The 21,271-nt window shown below is 30.2% G+C and carries 21 protein-coding genes; 12 read left to right on the top strand and 9 right to left on the bottom strand.

Annotated elements, in window-relative coordinates:
- Positions 1–52 precede the first annotated feature (52 nt).
- Positions 53–1,684 carry an ABC1 kinase family protein gene (locus tag AC2I98_RS13425; RefSeq protein WP_486412166.1) on the top strand — a complete coding sequence of 544 codons (1,632 nt, stop codon included), beginning with the start codon at positions 53–55 and terminating at the stop codon, positions 1,682–1,684.
- Positions 1,685–1,786: 102 nt separating this feature from the next.
- Here AC2I98_RS13425 and AC2I98_RS13420 read toward each other — a convergent pair whose 3' ends face one another.
- Both AC2I98_RS13420 and smpB read right to left on the bottom strand, forming a co-directional pair.
- The gene (locus AC2I98_RS13420; protein ID WP_486412165.1) at positions 1,787–3,289 is read right to left on the bottom strand and encodes an OmpA family protein; all 1,503 of its coding nucleotides are present in this window, start codon (positions 3,287–3,289) and stop codon (positions 1,787–1,789) included.
- A gap of 66 nt (positions 3,290–3,355) precedes the next feature.
- Positions 3,356–3,808, bottom strand: a complete 453-nt coding sequence (smpB, locus tag AC2I98_RS13415) for an SsrA-binding protein SmpB (protein ID WP_171621839.1) — start codon at positions 3,806–3,808, stop codon at positions 3,356–3,358.
- A gap of 66 nt (positions 3,809–3,874) precedes the next feature.
- On the opposite strand from smpB, the gene AC2I98_RS13410 reads away from it, so the two are divergent.
- The 5 genes from AC2I98_RS13410 to AC2I98_RS13390 all read left to right on the top strand — a co-directional run bounded on the left by AC2I98_RS13410 (position 3,875) and on the right by AC2I98_RS13390 (position 10,077).
- On the top strand, positions 3,875–5,497 hold the full coding sequence (locus AC2I98_RS13410; RefSeq protein WP_486412164.1) for an ABC-F family ATP-binding cassette domain-containing protein: 1,623 nt from the start codon (positions 3,875–3,877) through the stop codon (positions 5,495–5,497).
- A gap of 93 nt (positions 5,498–5,590) precedes the next feature.
- The gene (locus tag AC2I98_RS13405) at positions 5,591–6,349 is read left to right on the top strand and encodes a sensor histidine kinase (RefSeq protein ID WP_486412163.1); all 759 of its coding nucleotides are present in this window, start codon (positions 5,591–5,593) and stop codon (positions 6,347–6,349) included.
- Entirely contained in the window at positions 6,318–7,040 is a 723-nt protein-coding gene (locus AC2I98_RS13400; protein WP_486412162.1) for a LytR/AlgR family response regulator transcription factor, read from the top strand. The genes AC2I98_RS13405 and AC2I98_RS13400 overlap by 32 nt, the downstream gene beginning before the upstream one ends.
- Positions 7,041–7,138: 98 nt before the next feature.
- On the top strand, positions 7,139–9,415 hold the full coding sequence (locus AC2I98_RS13395; protein ID WP_486412161.1) for a cation:proton antiporter: 2,277 nt from the start codon (positions 7,139–7,141) through the stop codon (positions 9,413–9,415).
- Between the two features lie 59 nt (positions 9,416–9,474).
- Positions 9,475–10,077: a hypothetical protein gene (locus tag AC2I98_RS13390; protein ID WP_486412160.1), complete on the top strand. Its 603-nt coding sequence runs from the start codon at positions 9,475–9,477 to the stop codon at positions 10,075–10,077.
- A 65-nt stretch (positions 10,078–10,142) separates the two neighbouring features.
- Here AC2I98_RS13390 and gyrB read toward each other — a convergent pair whose 3' ends face one another.
- The 4 genes from gyrB to AC2I98_RS13370 form a co-directional block, all read right to left on the bottom strand.
- The gene (gyrB, locus tag AC2I98_RS13385; protein WP_486412159.1) at positions 10,143–12,086 is read right to left on the bottom strand and encodes a DNA topoisomerase (ATP-hydrolyzing) subunit B; all 1,944 of its coding nucleotides are present in this window, start codon (positions 12,084–12,086) and stop codon (positions 10,143–10,145) included.
- Between the two features lie 202 nt (positions 12,087–12,288).
- Positions 12,289–12,723, bottom strand: a complete 435-nt coding sequence (locus AC2I98_RS13380; RefSeq protein WP_486412158.1) for a hypothetical protein — start codon at positions 12,721–12,723, stop codon at positions 12,289–12,291.
- 43 nt (positions 12,724–12,766) lie between these two features.
- Positions 12,767–13,393: a 16S rRNA (guanine(527)-N(7))-methyltransferase RsmG gene (gene rsmG / locus AC2I98_RS13375; protein ID WP_486414080.1), complete on the bottom strand. Its 627-nt coding sequence runs from the start codon at positions 13,391–13,393 to the stop codon at positions 12,767–12,769.
- 6 nt (positions 13,394–13,399) lie between these two features.
- Positions 13,400–13,846 carry a GAF domain-containing protein gene (locus AC2I98_RS13370; protein WP_486412157.1) on the bottom strand — a complete coding sequence of 149 codons (447 nt, stop codon included), beginning with the start codon at positions 13,844–13,846 and terminating at the stop codon, positions 13,400–13,402.
- 94 nt (positions 13,847–13,940) lie between these two features.
- Here AC2I98_RS13370 and xrtF point away from each other — a divergent pair, with 94 nt between their 5' ends.
- Positions 13,941–14,483: an exosortase family protein XrtF gene (gene xrtF / locus AC2I98_RS13365; RefSeq protein ID WP_486412156.1), complete on the top strand. Its 543-nt coding sequence runs from the start codon at positions 13,941–13,943 to the stop codon at positions 14,481–14,483.
- Complete coding sequence (locus tag AC2I98_RS13360) at positions 14,473–14,919, top strand: exosortase F system-associated membrane protein (protein WP_486412155.1); 447 nt, start codon at positions 14,473–14,475, stop codon at positions 14,917–14,919. Before xrtF ends, AC2I98_RS13360 begins: the two co-directional genes overlap by 11 nt.
- A gap of 35 nt (positions 14,920–14,954) precedes the next feature.
- Here AC2I98_RS13360 and AC2I98_RS13355 read toward each other — a convergent pair whose 3' ends face one another.
- Together AC2I98_RS13355 and rlmB are read right to left on the bottom strand one after the other, a co-directional pair.
- Positions 14,955–15,272, bottom strand: a complete 318-nt coding sequence (locus tag AC2I98_RS13355) for a hypothetical protein (protein WP_486412154.1) — start codon at positions 15,270–15,272, stop codon at positions 14,955–14,957.
- Positions 15,273–15,288: 16 nt separating this feature from the next.
- Positions 15,289–16,038: a 23S rRNA (guanosine(2251)-2'-O)-methyltransferase RlmB gene (rlmB, locus tag AC2I98_RS13350; RefSeq protein WP_486412153.1), complete on the bottom strand. Its 750-nt coding sequence runs from the start codon at positions 16,036–16,038 to the stop codon at positions 15,289–15,291.
- A 205-nt stretch (positions 16,039–16,243) separates the two neighbouring features.
- Here rlmB and AC2I98_RS13345 point away from each other — a divergent pair, with 205 nt between their 5' ends.
- Entirely contained in the window at positions 16,244–16,978 is a 735-nt protein-coding gene (locus AC2I98_RS13345) for a DUF3667 domain-containing protein (protein ID WP_486412152.1), read from the top strand.
- On the opposite strand, the gene AC2I98_RS13340 is transcribed toward AC2I98_RS13345, so the two are convergent.
- Positions 16,979–17,242, bottom strand: coding sequence for a hypothetical protein (locus AC2I98_RS13340; RefSeq protein ID WP_486412151.1), 264 nt, complete (start codon positions 17,240–17,242; stop codon positions 16,979–16,981).
- Between the two features lie 44 nt (positions 17,243–17,286).
- Here AC2I98_RS13340 and AC2I98_RS13335 point away from each other — a divergent pair, with 44 nt between their 5' ends.
- The 3 genes from AC2I98_RS13335 (at position 17,287) to AC2I98_RS13325 (ending at position 21,233) form a co-directional block, all read left to right on the top strand.
- On the top strand, positions 17,287–18,081 hold the full coding sequence (locus tag AC2I98_RS13335) for a thymidylate synthase (protein WP_486412150.1): 795 nt from the start codon (positions 17,287–17,289) through the stop codon (positions 18,079–18,081).
- 63 nt (positions 18,082–18,144) lie between these two features.
- Positions 18,145–20,745 (top strand): zinc-dependent metalloprotease, encoded by a 2,601-nt coding sequence (locus tag AC2I98_RS13330; protein ID WP_486412149.1) that lies wholly within the window; start codon positions 18,145–18,147, stop codon positions 20,743–20,745.
- A 62-nt stretch (positions 20,746–20,807) separates the two neighbouring features.
- On the top strand, positions 20,808–21,233 hold the full coding sequence (locus AC2I98_RS13325; protein WP_486412148.1) for a hypothetical protein: 426 nt from the start codon (positions 20,808–20,810) through the stop codon (positions 21,231–21,233).
- Positions 21,234–21,271: the final 38 nt, after the last annotated feature.

Genomic DNA, 21,271 nt, shown 5'->3' with positions numbered 1-21,271 from the left:
TAAACAAATTACACACTTGTTTATTCGTAACTTGTAATCGAATCTCAATTTTATGGATAGTTTAAAGAAAATAAAACGATTCTCAAAAATCGTAAAAATAGTTTCGAAATACGGTTTCGAAGAAATTCTTTCTCGCGGAAACGATTTATTTCATTCTGATCAAAACACAGAATTTTTCAATAGTTCTTTTAACCAACGTTTCAGAATGGCTTTGGAAGAACTTGGTCCTACTTATATAAAATTTGGTCAATTACTAAGCAATCGAAAAGATTTGGTACCTGAATCTTTAGTTGAAGAATTAAAAAAATTACAAGATAATGTTCCGCCAGAAGAAATCGATATCAAGCAAAAAATTAGAGATGAATTTGGAATTGAGCCTGACGAGCATTTTCTTTTTATAGAAGAACAACCTTTTGCGGCAGCAAGTATTTCGCAAGTTTATCGCGCAACTTTATTGAATGGAGAAAAAGTTGTTTTCAAAGTAAAACGATCTAATATTCAGAAAATAATTGAGTCCGATTTAGCCCTGATTCGAGATATTGTTCATTTTTTAGAAAAAAAATACGAGAAACTACAAAAACTATTCATTTCTGAAATCGAAAAATCATTTGAAAACTCTATTCTAAAAGAACTTTCACTAACCAATGAATTTCAAAACATCGAACGTTTTAGGAAAAATTTCGAAAACAGTAAAGATGTTTATGTGCCAAAAACGTACGAAGATTATTCCAACAATAATTTTCTTTGCATGGAATTTATTGAAGGTTTTAAGGTAAATGATGTTGCTCAATTAGAAGCTTTAGGACTTGATCCAAAAAAAATCGTGCAAAAAGGATTTGATATTTATTTAAAACAATTATTAGATGATGGTTTTTTTCATGCCGATCCGCATCCTGGTAATATTTTCATTTTACAAGACGGCAGATTAGCTTTTATTGATTTCGGCTCTATGGGGATTTTAGCAATCAACGAAAAAGAGGCGTTAGAAAACGTTGTAATTGATTTTGGTTTAAAAAATCCGAAACGTATTGTTCGTTCACTAAAAAAAATGGCCATCAAACATTATATCGAAAATGATAAACAACTGGAGCGAGATATTGCTGATATTTTCGATTATTTAGAATACAATACTGTTGATACGATAGAAGTTCAAGTTATCATCAAAAAATTCAATCATATTCTACATCGCAATCATGTATTATTACCAGAATATGTTTATATTTTATTGAGAGGAATTGCGCTTATTGAAGGAATTGGTCAACAATTAGATGCAGATCTTAATGTACAACGTTCTATGCGACCATATGCTGTAAAATTAGCACGTCAGAAATTTCATCCAAAATATTTGAGTAAAAAAGCGATTGATAATTTTAAAGATATTCAGGATTTAATTAATGATTTACCTGAAGATACATTAAAGTTAATTGAAAAAGTAAACAACGATAAATTAGCGCTTAATTTTAAGATAGATGAAATAGATAATATCCAAAAATTAATCAAAGATAGTATCAATAAACTTGTATTAGCTATCTTAACATTAGCATTTGGAATTGGTGCAAGTATGTTAGCTAACACTAACGTTCGTCCAATGATTTTAGATATGCCATTACTTTCTTGGATTGGTTATTTATTATCTGTTTTTACAGCTGGATGCATTATTATTTTAGTCTTCAAGAAAAAATAAATAAAGATTTAAATAGTTGTTTTAATAAAATTCATACTCATTAATAAACAAAATAGCCACCTCAATGAGGTGGCTATTTTTATTGTAAGCTATTTTAAGAAATTATTTTTTCTTTTTTGTAGCTGGTTTTACAACTTTAGTTTCTGTAACTGTTGCAGTTTTTGGTAAAACCTCAACACGTCTGTTCTTTTGGTAACACTCTTCTGTTTCCTCAGTACATAATAATTGAGACTCTCCTAATCCACGAGCAGTTAAGCGGCTTGTATCAACTCCACCTCTTTCTCCTAAAACTTTAACTAATGCTTTAGCACGTTTTAAAGATAAAGCTTTGTTGTAAGCATCTTTACCTCTTTGATCAGCGTGACCATCGATGTAGAAACTTTTCGCTTTTAAATCATCAGAATTTAAAATTTGAGCTGCAACTTTTACATCTTCGTAAGAAGAAGGAACAATTTTATCAGAGTTGTACTCGAATAAGATGTTAGATAAACGTTTAGCTACGTGAACTTCTGTCCATGGACATCCGTTATTTTCTTTTGGTCCTTTTTCAGTTGGACATTGATCATCTTTATCTGGAATACCATCTCCATCTGTATCAGGACAACCTTGGAATTGAGCTAAACCAGCTTCGTTAGGACAAGCATCATCTTTATCTAAGATTCCGTCACCATCTGTATCAGGCCAAGGACATCCGTTGTTTTCTACTGGACCAGCAACTTCTGGACAAGCATCATCTTTATCTGGAACACCATCACCATCTGTATCAGGACAACCTTGGAATTCAGCTAAACCTGGAGTTTCAGGACAAGCATCATCTTTATCGAAGATTCCGTCTCCGTCAGTATCTGGACATCCGTTTGTTGCAGGATCTCCTGTAGCAATACCTGGAGTATCTGGACATGCGTCTTCGTCATCAACGATTCCGTCATTATCTCTATCTTGTTTTCCGAAACGGAAAGTAACTCCTACTGTATGTTGGAAGAAGTCAAAATAGTTGTTTCCTCCATAAGCTGGTAACCAGTTATAATCAGAAGCAACATTTAAACCGAAGTTTTTAGTAAACCAAAAGTTAATTCCAGCTCCTAAAGATGCTACAAAATGATTTTTCTCTAAATCTTCAGCTTCAGTTAATTGGTAAGTTTCATTTCCATCTCCATTACCATAATAAGCAGTTAATGGGAATTGTAATCCTGTGTAATCATATCTGTGGTAACCAGCACCTACACGGATATATGGATCAAACCAAGAATCTTCATTCAAGATATAACCATTAGCTAATTTATAACGTAAACCTAAACCAGCATTGATGAATAATTCATCTTTGATACGTAATCTATTGTTGTCAACTTCACCTACAGAAGCAGTTAAATCAACATCAAAAGATCTGTTTAAGTTACGAATAATAGATAATTTAGATAAAGGAGGAACGATATCCCAATTATCTGTTTTGAAATACTGGTTGAATGGACCAGTAACCGAGTTGTGATCAACTGCGTGAGCACCAACTGTAATTGCCCAAGGATTCTTAGAATTTTGAGCATCTACAAAAGAATTACCCGCTACGAATAATGCTACTGCAGATAATAATAGATTAAACTTTTTCATTATCAAATATTTAGCGTTTTAAATATATTTAATTTTATATAATTTTTATACAATTATAAGACAAATTTAAGAATTCTTTATCATTCTATCCAAATCTCTTTTCAAATCTTTTCCTTTTATTGTGTTTCTTTTATCAAAAAGTTTCTTTCCTTTTGCTAAATAGATCTTCAATTTTGCCAACCCTTTATTGTTTATATACAGCGTTGTTGCTACAATCGTTAATCCAGTCTCTTTTGTTTTGCGTTCTAATTTTCGCAACTCAGATTTTTGTAATAAAAGTTTTCTGTCTCGTCTTGTTTTATGATTAAAGTAGGTTCCCCAATCATATTCGTCTATAAACATATTAATGATATAGAGTTCTCCATCCTTCATTTGACAAAAACTTTCAGTAATTGAGGCTTTTCCCATTCGGATAGATTTTATTTCAGTCCCAAACAATTGGATGCCGGCATCATATGAATCTAATAATTCATACTCAAACCTTGCACGTTTATTCTTAATCGTAACTTCTTTCTGCACTTTATTTTATTCCAATTAAAATTTGTAACTTTGCCGGAAGGTCAAACAAACATCATACCAAAAATTATGTTAAATGTTTCTAATTTATCGCTTCAATTCGGAAAGCGTGTTCTTTTCGACGAAGTTAATATAAAATTTACAAATGGCAACTGTTACGGGATAATTGGTGCCAATGGAGCAGGAAAATCTACTTTCTTAAAAATATTATCTGGTGAAATCGATCCTACTTCTGGACAGGTTAGTTTAGAGAAGGGAAAACGAATGTCTGTCTTAGAGCAGAATCACTTTAAATATGACGAATTCACAGTATTGGATACTGTTTTACGTGGAAATAAAGTATTATACGATATTAAAGAACGTATGGATGCTTTATATGCAAAAGAAGATTTTTCTGAAGAAGATGGTATCAAAGCAGGAGAATTAGGCGTTGTTTACGAAGAAATGAACGGATGGAATGCAGAATCTGATGCGGCTACATTATTATCTAATGTAGGAATCGATTCTGATATGCATTATACGTTAATGGGAGATTTAGATAATAAAGCAAAAGTTCGTATTTTGATTGCGCAAGCTTTATTTGGAAATCCTGACGTGTTAATCTTAGATGAGCCTACCAACGAATTAGATGTTAATACAATTCAATGGTTAGAAGATTTCTTAGGTAATTTCGAAAACACAGTAATTGTTGTATCGCACGACCGTCACTTCTTAGACGCCGTTTGTACTCATATCTGTGATTTAGATTTCTCTAAATTAAATCTATACTCTGGTAACTACACATTCTGGTACGAATCTTCTCAGTTAGCTGCTAAACAACGTGCGCAACAAAACAAAAAAGCAGAGGAAAAGAAAAAGGAATTACAAGATTTCATTGCTCGTTTCTCTTCTAACGTTGCAAAAGCGAAGCAAACAACTTCTCGTAAGAAAATGATCGAGAAATTAAATATCGAAGATATCAAACCTTCATCTCGTCGATATCCCGCACTTATTTGGGAACAATCTCGCGAAGCTGGTGATCAAATCTTAGAGGTAAACAACTTATCTGCTTCTGTAGATGGAGAAGTTTTATTTAAAGAAGCAAACATCAACCTTAAAAAAGGTGATAAAATTGGTGTTTTCTCTCGTAATTCGAAAGCTGTTTCTCAATTCTTCGAAATTCTTTCAGGGAAAGCTCAACCAGATTCGGGTGATTTTTCTTGGGGTATTACAACAACACAAGCATATTTACCATTAGATAATACTGATTTCTTTAAAGAAGATATCAACTTGGTAGATTGGTTACGTCAATATACAGATTCTGATGAAGAGCGTCACGAAGAATTTATGCGTGGTTTCTTAGGGAAAATGTTATTCTCTGGAGACGAAGCATTGAAAAAATCTTCTGTTTTATCTGGAGGTGAAAAAATGCGTTGTATGTTCTCTCGAATGATGTTATTACGTGCAAACGTATTATTATTAGACGAACCAACAGGTCACTTAGACTTAGAATCTATTACAGCATTAAATAACTCTTTGGTTAATTTCAAAGGAACAATTTTAATGGGTTCTCATGACCACGAATTGATTCAAACAACTTGTAACCGTATTATCGAGTTAACTCCAAACGGAATCATCGATCGTTATATGACGTATGATGAATTCTTAGATGATCCAAAAGTAAAAGAATTAAAAGCTAAATATTACGCTTAAGATTTCTTTCACAATATTTCTAAAAATCCAGAAGGTTCTACTTTCTGGATTTTTTTGTTTAAAATATTCTATCTTTGAGTTAGCATTTAACATATGATTCAACTTCCAACAATATTACTTTATCTCATTATTGCATTGATTATTTTTCTAATCATTATGATTACCTATTTGATCAATTCTTTAAAGTCCGAGAAAAAATTAAATCAAGAACAAACGCAGCGTTTGGATAATTTATCCACAAAAGTTGATGAATTAAAATTGGAATCATACGAAGCAAAACTTAATCCACATTTATTTAAAAATATATTAAATTCAATTCAGTCAAATGCTTATCAAACCTATTATACAATTGATAAATTAGCGAATGTTTTAGATTATATTTTATACGAAAGTAAAGACAGCTTTGTTACTATAAAAGATGAAATAGATTTTACGAAAAACTTTATAGAAATTAATAAAGTAAAAGTTTCGCCTTTGTTTGACTTTCAAGTAAAAACGAAGATTGATGAAAACTCACCTTATTATCAAGAAAAAATTATTTTACCTTTAATTAGTATTGATTTTATTGAAAACGCTTTCAAACATACCGATTTTCAACAAGCCAATTCATTTATAAAAATTATGATTGAACTGAATCATAAATCATTTCAAATTCAAGTCATAAATAAAATATCCCCTAAAAATAGTTTGAAAAAAGAAACTGGTGGACATGGAAGTCAATCATTAGAACATCGACTGAAAATGGTTTATGGAGACAACTTCTCTCTTTCTAAAACTATTGAACAAGATATTTTTGTTGCCAACTTAAAAATAAATTTACATGAGTTTTACACTAAAATGCATACTAATTGACGATGAAATTCTTGGGTTGAAATACCTAAAAATGTTATGCGAACAAATTGATGATATCGAAGTTGTAAAAGCTTACGTTGATCCAGAATTATTTATCAATGAATTTGAAAATTTAGATTTTGACTTTTGTATTTTAGATATCGAAATGCCTAAAATAAATGGGTTGCAAATTGCTAATTTGTTAAAAGAAAAACCTTTTATTTTTTCTACAGCTTACAAAGAATATGCAATAGATGCTTTTGATTTGGATGCGACAGATTACATTCAAAAACCAATCAAAAAAGAGCGTTTACAACAAGCTATTGACAAAGTAAAAAAACGTTTACAAAACAGTGTTTCTGTACAAAATAATTTTGTTCAATTAAATTCGGACAAAGGAAAAATCTTATTACAATTCAATCAAATTCTTTACATCACTACTTCTACTGTTGATAGTCGCGACAAGGTAGTATACTATCAAAATTTATCGTTTTTAATCTTGAAAAATATTACACTTGATTCATTGTCAGACATTTTACCCGAAAAAGATTTTGTACGCATTAATAAACGTGAAATTATAAGTCTACATCACATCAAATATTTTCATTCAGATAACGTTACATTAGATGTTTTATCAAGGGAAAACAAAGAAATCAATTTGGTATTAAGTGAAGTTTATAAGACTAATTTTATCAACCAAATTTCCATTTGATTACAAAAAAAATCCATTTCATTACATTTTACTTCAATTTAATAAAAGTTGTCATTTTACTGGAAATTATTTTCTGATTTTTGTGGAAAATTAACGCCATGAAAAAATCGACAAGAAATTCAATTTTTTATATCGTAACAATTCTACTTTGTTCACTAATGATGTATTTTATTGTGATAAAAGCCGAAGAAATGGAAGCTGGAAAACATGTAATAAATGCTGCAAGTGGAAGTAATTATTTCAACGATTTCATCAACAGCATTACACATAACATTGGACATCCGCTTGCTATTTTATTAGCACAGATTGTGACCATTATATTTACTGCAAGAGTTTTTGGATGGGTTTTTAATAAAATTGGACAACCTACAGTAATTGGAGAAATTATAGCTGGAATTTTCCTTGGTCCTTCATTTATTGGAATGCATTTTCCTGAATTTTTCGGAGATCTTTTTCCAAAAGAATCATTAGGAAATTTAGAATTTATCAGTCAAATTGGTTTAATTCTTTTCATGTATGTCATCGGAATGGAATTAGATTTGAAAGTCTTAAAGAAAAATGCACAAGATGCTATTGTCATTAGTCACGCAAGTATCATCATTCCATTTACACTTGGTCTCGCTTTGGCTGGATTAATTTACATGGAATTTGCTCCAGAAGGAATAAACTTCTTATCATTTGCCTTATTTATAGGAATTTCTATGAGTATTACAGCCTTTCCAGTTTTGGCAAGAATCGTACAAGAACGTGGAATTAGTAAAACTCGTTTAGGTTCTATTGTTATTACATGTGCTGCGGCTGATGATATTACTGCTTGGTGTTTATTGGCTGCTGTAATTGCCATCGTTAAAGCTGGTTCTTTCGTTAGTTCTATTTATGTTATTTTATTAACAATAGTTTACGTTATAGCAATGGTTCGTTTTGTTCGTCCATTCCTAAAACGTATTGCAGATGTACATTCGAGTAAAACAACACTTACAAAACCTATTATCGGAATCTTTTTCTTGGTTTTAATTATTTCTTCTTATTTAAGTGAGATTATCGGAATTCATGCATTATTTGGAGCATTTTTAGCTGGAACAATCATGCCTGAAAATATTAAATTCAGAAACTTATTCATCGAAAAAATCGAAGATGTTTCATTGGTTTTATTACTTCCATTATTCTTTGTTTTTACTGGTTTAAGAACACAAATTGGTTTATTAGATAGCCCACATTTGTGGCAAACTGCTGGATTAATCATCCTAGTTGCTGTAACAGGAAAATTCGTCGGAAGTGCAATTGCCGCCAAGTTCGTTGGTCAAAATTGGAAAGATAGTTTAACCATTGGAGCTTTAATGAACACTAGAGGTTTGATGGAGTTAGTCGTTCTGAATATTGGTTATGATTTAGGTGTTCTAACACCAGAAATTTTTGCTATGATGGTAATTATGGCATTGGTAACAACATTTATGACTGGTCCTGCATTAGATTTAATCAATTGGATTTTTAGAAAACAAAAAACAGAAAATGAATTGACTGAAATTAGTCAAAGTCAGAAATATAAAATATTAATTGATTTTCAAACACCCGAAAAAGGTGCCGAATTGTTACGTATAGCAAATAGTTTTATCAAAAACCAAGATGATAATTCGCTTGTAACAGCAATTCATGTGATGAAAAGTAGCGAAGTACAACATTTTAATCTAGAAGAAAGAGAAAACGAAATATTCGAACCAATTATAGAAGTTTCTGAAGAATTACATCAAGATGTTACCACAATGTTTAAAGTCTCTACAGATATGGTTTATGACACAGTAGATGTTGCGCAAAAGGGTGATTACGATTTGATGTTAATGGGTGTTAGAAACTCAATCTACTCAGGAACTTTATTGGGAAATATTTTAGGATTCACAACTAAAATTATCGATCCAGATATTTTAATTGGTCAAGTTACTGGAAAAGAAAATATGTTTGATCATTCAGTTTTTAATGAAAGAACGAAACAATTATTAAACAAATCAACCGTTCCAGTTGGTGTAGTTTTATACAAAAACTTTACGAAAGCTGAAAAAGTATTTCTTCCGCTTTTTGGAAATAAAGATGCTGATTTATTAAAATATGCTCAACGATTAATTTCTAACAGCGAATCGCAAATTATTATTGTAGATGTTAGCGGTTATACCAAACGTCATTCAGAAGTGAAAGAAATTATTCGTAGTATCGAAAATATTGCGCCAAATCATATCAGTTTATCGTACAAACAACAATTGGATAAAGAGTTTTTAGATGAAATGGATTTGATGATGATTAGTATGGAAAGCTGGAAAAACCTGATTGAAACAAAAAGTATTTGGATTTCGAATGTACCAACAACATTGATTATTTCGGAATAGAGTAAAATATTTATATTAGTAGAAAATATTACTTAAAACATTTAGCAATAAAATTAAACATGAAAAAAATAGTAATCATTTTCTTTATAATTGTATCATCGAATTTATTTGCCCAAAAGACTGAAGCATATAATAGTTTTATTAAAGAATTAAAAAAAGATTCTAAAATTGATAAAGATGATAAAACTGTTTATAACCTTCTTAACAATTTTTATGACGAAATGTTACAATCAGATGCAGGAGGTATTGAGCCCGAAACACTAAAGAAAATAACAGATTTTTATGCAAACAAAGATTCAAAAAACAAACAAATTTTGAATATGTTTATAGCATATCAAAATAATATTAGTGACGCTGTTACTGTTGGAAATTTACCAGATCCAAAATTTCAATTAGAGTTAATAAATGATTTACAAGAAGAAATTAGAAATACCTATAATGACATTCCCATTATTGTATTAATTTATAAAGTTGAAGCTCTAAATTCAGACAATCAGTTAAAAGAATCTGCAAATTTAATTGAATCAAGTCTTAAAAGTTTTCCAAATTCTATTCCTTTAAAAGTCTATAAATACTTATATTCTAAAGATGAGAAAATAAAAAATGACTTAGTAAGAAATCATTCTAAACATTGGATGGTACTAAAATTTGGAATAAAATAATATAAACTAATAAATCCAGCCTTAAAAAAGCTGGATTTATTTGTTTTTATCATTTCAAAAACTGACTAAACATCAATTTTTGCGTAATGTGCATTTTTCTCGATAAACTCACGACGAGGCGGTACATCATCTCCCATTAACATAGAGAATACGCGATCTGCTTCTGTCGCATTATCAATTGTTACTTGACGTAATGTTCTATGTTCTGGATTAAGCGTTGTATCCCATAATTGCTCCGCGTTCATTTCTCCAAGACCTTTGTATCGTTGAATTGTAACACCTTTTCCTGAACCATCTGCAGAGAATTCAGCTGTTAAACGTTCACGATCTTTTTCGTCCCAAGCATATTCTGCTTTCGCTCCTTTTTTAATTAAATATAAAGGTGGTGTTGCAATAAAAATATGTCCTTGCTCAATCAATTCTTTCATATAACGGAAGAAGAATGTCAAAATTAATGTCGCGATGTGAGAACCGTCGACATCGGCATCGGTCATAATTACAACTTTATGATAACGTAATTTTGTTATATTAAGTGCCTTAGAATCTTCTTCAGTTCCGATTGTTACACCTAAAGCTGTATAAATATTTTTGATTTCTTCGTTATCTAAAACTTTGTGAGCCATCGCTTTTTCAACATTCAAAATCTTACCACGTAATGGTAAAATTGCTTGAAAATGACGATCACGACCTTGTTTTGCTGTTCCACCGGCAGAATCTCCCTCGACTAAGAACAACTCAGATTCTTCTGGTTTACGAGAAGAACAATCTGCTAACTTCCCTGGCAATCCGCTTCCTCCCATTGGATTTTTGCGTTGTACCATTTCACGAGCCTTCTTAGCTGCCTGACGAGCTTTTGCTGCTAAAATTACTTTATCAACAATTATTTTTGCCTCAGCTGGATTCTCTTCTAAGAAATTCGTTAACATTTCTGCTACAATTTTATCAACCGCAGGAGAAACTTCTGAGTTTCCTAATTTTGTTTTTGTTTGACCTTCGAATTGAGGCTCCATTACTTTTACCGAAATAACTGCTGTTAATCCTTCGCGGAAGTCATCACCAACAATTTCTACTTTTTCTTTTGCAAGATTAAAGTTTTCTTCGGCATATTTTTTTAATGTACGCGTCAACGCACGACGGAAACCTGATAAATGCGTTCCTCCTTCGTGTGTATTAATATTATTTACATATGAGTGTACATTTTCGTTATACGACGTATTGTATCGCATTGCAACCTCGACAGGAATTCCATCACGCTCACCTTCCATGAAGATAACTTTATCCATTATAGATTCGCGGCTACCGTCGATAAACTCAACAAATTCTTTCAATCCTTCTTCAGAATGAAAAGTTTCTGTTACAGGATTTCCTTCTGCATCTTTGTTACGTTCATCAACTAATACGATATTAATTCCTTTGTTTAAGAATGCTAATTCGCGTAAACGATTAGCTAAAGTAGAATAGTTATATTCTCTTACTTCTTGGAAAATTGTATCATCTGGTGTAAAAGTAACTGTAGTACCATTTCTATCAGTAGTTCCTACTTCTTTTACATCATACAAAGGTTTACCTTTCGAATATTCTTGAATATATTGTTTTCCGTTTTTGAAAACTTCTGCCGATAAATGGTTAGAAAGTGCATTAACACACGAAACTCCAACACCGTGTAAACCTCCAGAAACTTTATAAGTATCTTTATCAAACTTACCTCCTGCACCAATTTTAGTCATTACAACTTCTAATGCAGATTTTCCTTCTTTTTTATGTAAGTCGACAGGAATACCACGTCCGTTATCTTCGACACGAATCGAGTTTCCTTCTAAAATTGTTACCTTGATTGTATCACAGTATCCTGCTAAAGCTTCATCAATAGAGTTATCAACAACCTCGTAAACTAAGTGGTGTAATCCTCTAACTCCGACGTCACCAATATACATCGATGGACGAAGACGTACATGCTCCATTCCTTCTAACGCTTGGATATTATCCGCCGTATATGTGTTATTACTCATAATATGTCTCTAACTTTTTAAAACAAACAAATATAGTGAATTTTGACGAGAAAACCTCTTAAAAAGAACTTAAAGTATTGGATAAAATAACGCTTAAGATTCATTTTCGGGATTAATTCAATAATTGTTAAAATAAAAAACCGAAATCAAATTGATTTCGGTTTTTTAATTATTTTTTTTAAAATACTATATTGTAAAATATTTATTTTAAACAATATATAATCCCCCATTTTTTAAATTTCGAATTCTTTAAAATTTCTTTTTCACCTAATTCAATCAATTGATTATTGGTGTAAATAACAATTTCTTTTACATTCGTTTTTTTATTAACCGCGTTATCAATTTTTGTAATTGAATTTTTAGGAAGAACAACAGAAATTGTTCTTTCGTCAATCTTTGTATATTCTAATTTTGTTTTATTGACATCATTATTAAAATCTTTCACATTTTTAACATTACTTGTAAAAAGTGAAGGAATATTATTTGATATATGTTCATCAATAATATTATCAAACTTAATATTAATTTTTACATCCTCATTTTTAAAATTCTGAACATAAAAAAACGATACATAACTACAACTATTTAAAATAAATAAAATGAAAAATGATACTATAATTTTAAAATATTTTTTCACAAATAATAGATTTAACAAATGTTATCAATTTAATTTCAAGTATTTAAATATCTTTCTTTTCTAAATAAACGACTTTTTTCGTTTCGAAGAAATCCTCGTCAAAAAAGTTTTGAATATCAAATAAAACAGCATTTGGAAAATCTGCTAACTCTTCTGTTAAATCTCCTCCTTTTAGATATAACAATCCATTAGGAAAAGGATTAATCGCTTCTTTTTTAAATTTTCCACGAATCCATTCTGCGAATTTTGGCATTGCTGTTACAGCACGAGAAACCACAAAATCGTATTTATCTGTTAACTCTTCTGCACGTTTTTGTTCCGCTTTTACATTCGTTAAACCTAAACCATTCACAACTCCTTGTACCACTTTTATTTTTTTCCCAATAGAATCAACTAAATGAAAATTAACATTAGGAAATAAAATAGCCAACGGAATTCCTGGTAAACCACCTCCTGTTCCAACATCTAAAACATCAGAACCATCCGCAAATTCCATTACTTTAGCAATTGCCAACGAATGTAAAATATGATTTGTATAAATTTCGTCGATATCCTTGCGAGAAACCACATTTATTTGATCATTCCATTCTTTGTACAAATCCCCAACTTTAGAAAATTGTTCGATTTGTTTTTCAGTTAAGTCTGGAAAATATTTTAAAATAATTTCAATCATCTATTAAATAATTTCTGAAACACGTAAACACACATAATCCAACAACTTGATATCTTCTTCTGTAAAAGGATCTATCGTATGAGAATCGATATCGATTTGCCCAATATTTTCTCCATTTTTGAAGATTGGAATCACAATTTCTGCTTTTGTTTCTATTGAACACGCTAAATAATTATCTTGCGCATACACATCTGGTACAACAAAAGTTTCGTTAGATTCTGCAACTTGTCCACAAATTCCTTTTCCGTAAGGGATAATTGTGTGATCTGTTGCTGCACCAACATAGGGACCAAGTTTTAGCTCGTTTTTATCTCCATTCTTAAAGTAAAATCCAACCCAATTGTAATATTCTACTTCATCACTTAACAATTGACAAATCTTTTGCAATCTATCTTCTGTTGATATTTCGCTGTCAATAATGACATCTACGCGTTTATGTAAATTTTGCATTTTTTAAAATCTTAGAAAGCAAATTTATTGATTAATCATTACTTAATCAAAAGATGATGATTTTCATTTATATTTGTTTGATATTTTTAACCTAATGAAAGAATTTAAACCGTTATTGTTATTCCTTGCCCGATTTTTAGGAACTTATATTATTCTTAGTTTGATTTACAAATTATATTTAGATCAATATTTACCGCATAATATACCAGATCCGTTTACGAAATTCACTTCAGATACTACTGCTTTTTTCTTAAATAAGTTTGGTTTTTATTCCTTTTCTAACATTGCAGATCATCAACCTTGGATGCGATTAGTTGTTGACGGACAAGTTGCTTCTATTGTAAATGAAGGATGTAATGCAATTTCTATTTTAATTATTTTCATTTCATTTATTGTTGCTTTTTATACTAATTTCAAACAAACTTCTTTGTTTATTTTATCTGGATTAGCAATATTATTTGTGATGAATATTTCGAGAATTATGTTACTAAACTATATTTTTAGATACCACAACGAATACGGAAAAATGGCACATGATTACTTATTTCCAGCAATAATTTATGGATCTATCGTTATTCTATGGATTGTTTGGATTAAATTTTTCGTAACAAAATACAATAAACAAAATGCCGAATAAATACTTACGATACGGAATTGCAGCTTTATTAGTTTTTGGATTAGTTTTGGTCAGAAAGTTTGAAGATATATTATTTTATGATCCATTTATTCAATACTTTCATCTTGTTGGACATTCTAAATTTCCTAAATTAGATATGGCTCAATTAAATGCAAGTGTAATGGTTCGTTACTTAATCAATACTCTTTTAACTGTTCTAATTGTATGGTTTATGTTCTGGAAAAAGAGTTACGTAAAATTCTCAATCATTATTATGATTATTGGATTAATCATTCTTTTACCGATTTACAATTACCTTATTTCAACACAATTTTCTTCTGGCGAAATGGTTTTCTTCTACATTAGAAGATTTCTTATTCAACCCATGTTTTTATTAATTTTGATTCCTTGTTTTTATTACCAAGAAATACAACATAAAAAAACGGTCGAAAATTAATTTCGACCGTTTTTTTATCTCTTACAGATTATACTTCACAATAATCCTGATTCTTCTTTTTCTTGTTGAGCATCTAATTTAGCTTGCTCTTTCGCAGCCGCTTCTTGTGCTTTTTGTTCTGCGACTTTACGTTTTTCTTCGTCTGCAATTCTTGCATTCGCTTTATTTACAGCCTTGTATTTGTACAACCAACCTAAGAATCCACCAAGTATAAATCCAACTCCAGCACCTCCTGTTATTCCGACTAAAAATTCTTTGTCTGCAAATAATCTTGAGACATCTAAATTCGTAAAATAGTACATTGCCACGCTAATCGCGATCAATAAAACTCCAATAAGTGTAGAATAGGTCATAGTTTATATGTTTTGGTTAAAATAAATCTTGTAACATTCTTTGACGAACAGCTTCGTATAAAATTGCTCCCGCTGCAACGGAAACATTTAATGATGCTGTTTGTCCAGCCATAGGCAATTTAATAATTTTATCTGAAATTTTAATAATAGAATCAGAAACTCCATCTTCTTCACTTCCCATCACAATTGCTGCAGGAACAGAGAAGTCTGCATCATAAATAAATTCTGCTGATTTTTCTGATGCACTAAAAATTGAAATTCCAGCTGATTGCAAATACTTAATTACATTAACTAAATTTCCTTCTTTACAAACTGGAATATTATATAAAGCTCCTGTTGAAGTCTTAACAGCATCTGCATTTACAGAAGCCGAACCTTTTGCAGGAATAATAATTGCATCAACACCTACACATTCTGCTGTACGAGCGATTGCACCAAAATTACGAACATCAGAAACACGATCTAAAATTAAAATAAAAGGTGTTTTTCCTTGTTCCCAAATTTGAGGTAATACATTTTCGATTGAATCAAATTCGATTGGAGAAACAAATGCGTAAACTCCTTGGTGGTTTTTTCCTGTAAAACGATTTAGTTTTTCTACAGGTACATAACTTACAGGAATTTCGTATTCGGTAACTAATTTTCTCAATTCTGAAAAAATTTCACCTTGTAAACCTTTTTGAATAAAAATTTTATCGATTGTTTTACCTGCTTCAATCGCTTCTATTACTGGTCTTAAACCAAAAATCCCTGCTTCGTTTTTCATAACTGCAAAGATAATGCTTTTATATAATTGTGAATAATTTGAAGTACAAAAGGTTGACTATTTTTCATAAATATTTTACTTAACTTATATTTTTATGTAATTTCACTATCTAAACTAAAAAAAATTATCAAAATCACTTAGATGAAACACCTAAACTATTCAAAACTTACTACTGAAGAATTAGCATCTAGAAAAAAAGATTAAAGTGGAAAAATATTGCCAAAACTGTAATGAAATTGCAACAAATAATTTTTGTTCAAATTGTGGGCATCCAACCAAATTAAAAAGGATAGATCGTGAATATGCTGCTCAAGAATTTTTAAATCTTATTGGTTTTGAGAAAGGTTTTATTTTTACATTTAAAGAATTAGCAATAAGACCTGGTAAAACTGTAATAAATTATTTAACTGTTAATAGAAATCAAATTACAAAACCAATTGCTTTTCTTATTTTATCCTCATTTATTTACACATTTGTTTCTCAATATTTAGGCATAAGTTTAATTATTAGTGAAGAGCAAAATAAAATCTATGGGGATTCTACGTACATTAAATTTATAAATTGGGTCTCTAATAATTATGGATATTCAAATTTATTAATGCTTTTACCTATAACGCTATGGACTAAATTATTATTTAGAAAACATCGATATAATTTTTATGAAACATTTGTAATGGTTTGTTTATATATGGCAGAAGCGATGCTTTTCCTAACGATTATTTTGTCTTTAAATAAATTATTTGATTTTTCTCTTTCTACTTATAACACAATTATTACTATAACCATGTTTATATACATTAGTTGGGCTATATCATTGTTTTACGAAAAGAGTTTTAAAAATTTTATAAAAGCATTTTTTTCATATCTAATTGGTTTTTTTACATTCCAAATCATTGCAGCATTTATTACAACAATTTATGATATACTGATAAAAAATTAACTATCTACCTATCCTTCTCTTCAATTGTTGTAAATAATTTGGAAGACTCATATATAACATACAACCTAAGACAATCAGCGAAATCATCGAAATTAGATTTAGCTTGATGTGAATTATTTTTGAGACAAAAACAACCACTAAAACAACATTAAACAAAGTTTGAAAATAAAAATGTTGCGCAATTTTTCGTCCAAAATCTGATTTACTATACGAAGCAAAAAACATAAAAAGCACTAAAATTGTAAGAATTAAACTAATCTTCATTCTAAAAAAAATCACTAAATTTGAAAGGTTAAATATAATGAGAAATGCAACAATATCACGATTTATGTAAAAAGGTTTTGGCAGAAGGTTCTTTGAAAGAAGATAGAACAGGAACAGGAACAAAAAGTATTTTTGGTTACCAAATGCGTTTCGATTTATCAGAAGGATTTCCTTTGGTTACGACTAAAAAATTACATTTAAAATCGATTATCTACGAATTGTTGTGGTTCTTGAAAGGTGATACGAATATCAAATATTTAACAGATAATGGCGTAAGAATTTGGAATGAATGGGCAGACGAGAATGGAGATTTAGGACCTGTTTATGGACATCAATGGCGTTATTGGGGAAAACCAAATGGCGAAGTTGTTGACCAAATAAAAGTTGCTATTGATCAAATTAAAAATAATCCTGATTCACGTAGAATTATTGTTTCTGCTTGGAATGTTGGTGAATTAGATCAAATGGCTTTAGCACCTTGTCATGCATTTTTTCAATTTTATGTGAATAATGGTAAACTATCGTTACAATTGTACCAACGTAGTGCAGATATTTTCCTAGGCGTACCTTTCAATATTGCGTCGTATGCATTATTACAAATGATGGTTGCGCAAGTTTGTGAGTTAGAAGTTGGTGATTTTGTACATACGTTTGGAGATGCGCATATTTACAAAAATCATTTCGAACAAGTTGAATTACAGTTAACTCGCGAAACTTACCCGTTACCAACAATGAAAATCAACCCTAATGTAAAAGACATTTTTGATTTTGAATACGAAGACTTCGAATTAGAAAACTATCAAGCTCATCCTCATATTAAAGGAATTGTAGCAATTTAATTTCTTTTTCTAATACCTTTTTCTATTTTTTTTCGTTTAATTAAAAAAATAACACGTTTTAATATGAGAAAAAATTTATTTATTGTCGCAATGTTAGCAACATTGTCAATAACTTCTTATGGACAAGAAACGCCATATAAAGGAATAGATACTTCTATAAAAAATTCAAAAAAGACATTTGTAGATTTAAAAAATGTAGAAAATCAATTAGCCTCTTCAGCTTTAAGCAGAAACTCTAAGCTAGAAGTTACTATTCCAACCAACAAAGGAAAATATGAACGATTTATTTTAGTAGAGAGAGAACTTTTAAATGATAAAATGAAGGAGCAATTTCCTACTATTAAATCATATTATGGCTTCTCTACTTCGGATCCTTTGAAGAAAATCAGTTTAGGTTATTCTTCTAGTCAAGGAATAAATGCTATCGTTTATTCTTCTTCAGATAAATATATTATTGAAAAAACTGAAGGTAAATATGAATTAATAGATAGTGAAAATCTACCTAGTCTAAAAAACTTTAATTGTGGAAATATTGAGCAAGATAATTCGACTTCAAATGCTCAATCAAAAGCAATTAATAACCCTACGACTTATAGAAAATACAAACTTGCAATAGCAACTGACTATCAATACAATAAATTTTTCTCTGGAACTGAAGAACCTACATTAGAAACTTCTATTGCTGCAGTAACAAAATCTTTAACCTATATATTACCTATCTATGAGAATGATTTATCTATTTCTTTTCAATTAGCTGATAATTTAGACAAAGTTACTTACCTAACTGCTGCGACTAGCCCTTTTAAAACAACTGGATTAAACGTAGAAGTTCAAAAACAATTAGATGCTAATATTGGATCTGATAATTATGACATAGGTATTTTATTTACTAATCTAATTGGAGGAGGTAATGCTGGAGCAATAGGAAGCGTATGTAATAATAGCAAAAAAGGCTCTTCTTACATTGGTTACATCGATCAAGGTCCAGAAGGTTTCAATTTTTCAGTAGCTGGAGCTCATGAAATGGGACACCAATTTGGAGCTAATCATGTGCACGCAAGAAATGAAGGCTATATGGCAAATAGAGAAATAGGAAGTGGTGTTACTGTAATGGGATATCCTGGTGTTACGGGAACGCACGATGTTCAAAATACATTTATCTCTCAATTTAATCATTACAATTTAGAGCAAATTAATAATTATTTAGCTAATCAAACTTGTGGTACTACAACAGTTAGCACTAATACACCTCCTGTTGCTGATGCTGGAAAAGATTATACTATTCCAAAAGGGACAGCTTTTAGATTAGTTGGAAGTGCAACTGATGTTGACAATGATAAACTTACTTATTCTTGGGAGCAATCAGATCCTTTAACATCTTTTACTGGTGCTAACTTCAAAAATCCAAGTAGTAAAAACAAAGATGGTGCAAACTTTAGAGTATATGAACACTCTACAAATCCTGAAAAATTCTTTCCACCATTAGACAATGTACTTAACAGTCAATTATATTCAACTTGGAATACTGTTTCTGATGTTGCAAAAGACATGAATTTTGTTTTACAAGTAAGAGATAATAAACAAGGTGGAGGACAAATAGATTCTGATAAAGCTATTGTAACTATCACAGAAGATGGTCCATTCAAAATCAATAATATTAATCTTAATCAATCTTTCAAATCAGGCGAAAAATTTGATTTAACTTGGGATGTAGCCGGTACAAATGCTGGAGTTATCAATACTCAAAATGTTAAAATAAAATTAACTACTGACGAAGGAAAAACATTTACAACATTAGTAGAATCAACTCCAAATAATGGTCAAGCAAGTATTACTTTACCAAATGGAGTTACTGCTGAAAAAGCAAATATAATCATAGAAGCTATTGGTAATATTTATTATGCAGCTAGTCCTTTTATCGCAATTGGTTATGAAGTAACTTTATCATGTAACCAATACATGGCGACAACACCTATTACAATGAAAGATGCTTCAGGAGGAACTTACGGAACAACATCAATCACAATACCAGTTTCAGGTGAAACTAAAAATATAGAAGATTTTTCACTTATCACAGATATCACACATGCAAACTCAAAAGAAATTGTTTTCATGTTCGCAAAAATTGGTGTTGATCAATTTTACCAATATGCATGGTATCAAAGCTGTTCTAACCCTGATCTAGTTCATAAATTTAATAGATTCGGAGCGGGTACTTTCGATAATTGTGGTATAAAAGATGCTGTAATTACTGGAGGTCTTGATTATAATCGTTACATTGATCAACCTGCTAATGGTAATTATTTGTTACGTCTTTTAGATTTAGGTGTAGGGAATATAGGTACTGTAAATAAAATTGGAGTAGAGTTATGTCATCGTGAAACATCTAAATTAGCAGTTTCTGACGTTACGAAACAAAACGAACTATTTGTTTATCCAAATCCTACAAATGGAAACTTCAATATTCGTATGACAACAAAAACAAACAAGGTAACAACAGAAATTATTAATCTTGCTGGACAAATTGTTTTAACAAATACTTACAATGTCGCAGGAAATAAAATCGATCAAGCAATTAATGCGACAAATTTACCAAAAGGTGTTTATATTGTAAAAATCAATGATGGAGATACAACTCAAACTAAAAAGTTAATCATCAAATAATTTTAATAACTCTTACAAAACCCATTCTTTAATGGGTTTTGTAATTTATAAATACCAAAATTATGAAAGCTATTATTCCTATATTTTCTTTATTCATTATAAGTTGTATTACAACTAAAGTTAATTATCAAGATAATTTTGATGATCATAGCAATTTAATATTAGAACTTAAAGAAAATTCTTTAGAGAACTTTGATTCTATTTTTACAATTAAAAATGATACCGAACTTGGTCAAACATTAGGTCCAATAAATGCAACCCGTATGCCAGGAGTCCCAATCGGAGATATTAATTTCGCAAAAGAATATCTTCTTGTATCTAATATGAAAACAGATATTAATATTATCGATATCAAGAATTCAACAATTTTATATGAAAAAGTTTATGACAACAGCATTGAATCAACTTCTAATCAAGAAAATTTAATAAAATTCTACAAAATTCCAGTTTCAAATTCAACTTATAAGTTTCAAGAAATTAAGAAATAATTCATAAAAAACATTTAAAGTCTCCAAATTGGAGGCTT

This window comes from Empedobacter sp. EJD.6dd (genome assembly GCF_057369435.1).
The sequence above is the reverse complement of the archived record's forward strand: the minus strand, read 5'-3'. Positions and strand labels throughout refer to the sequence as shown.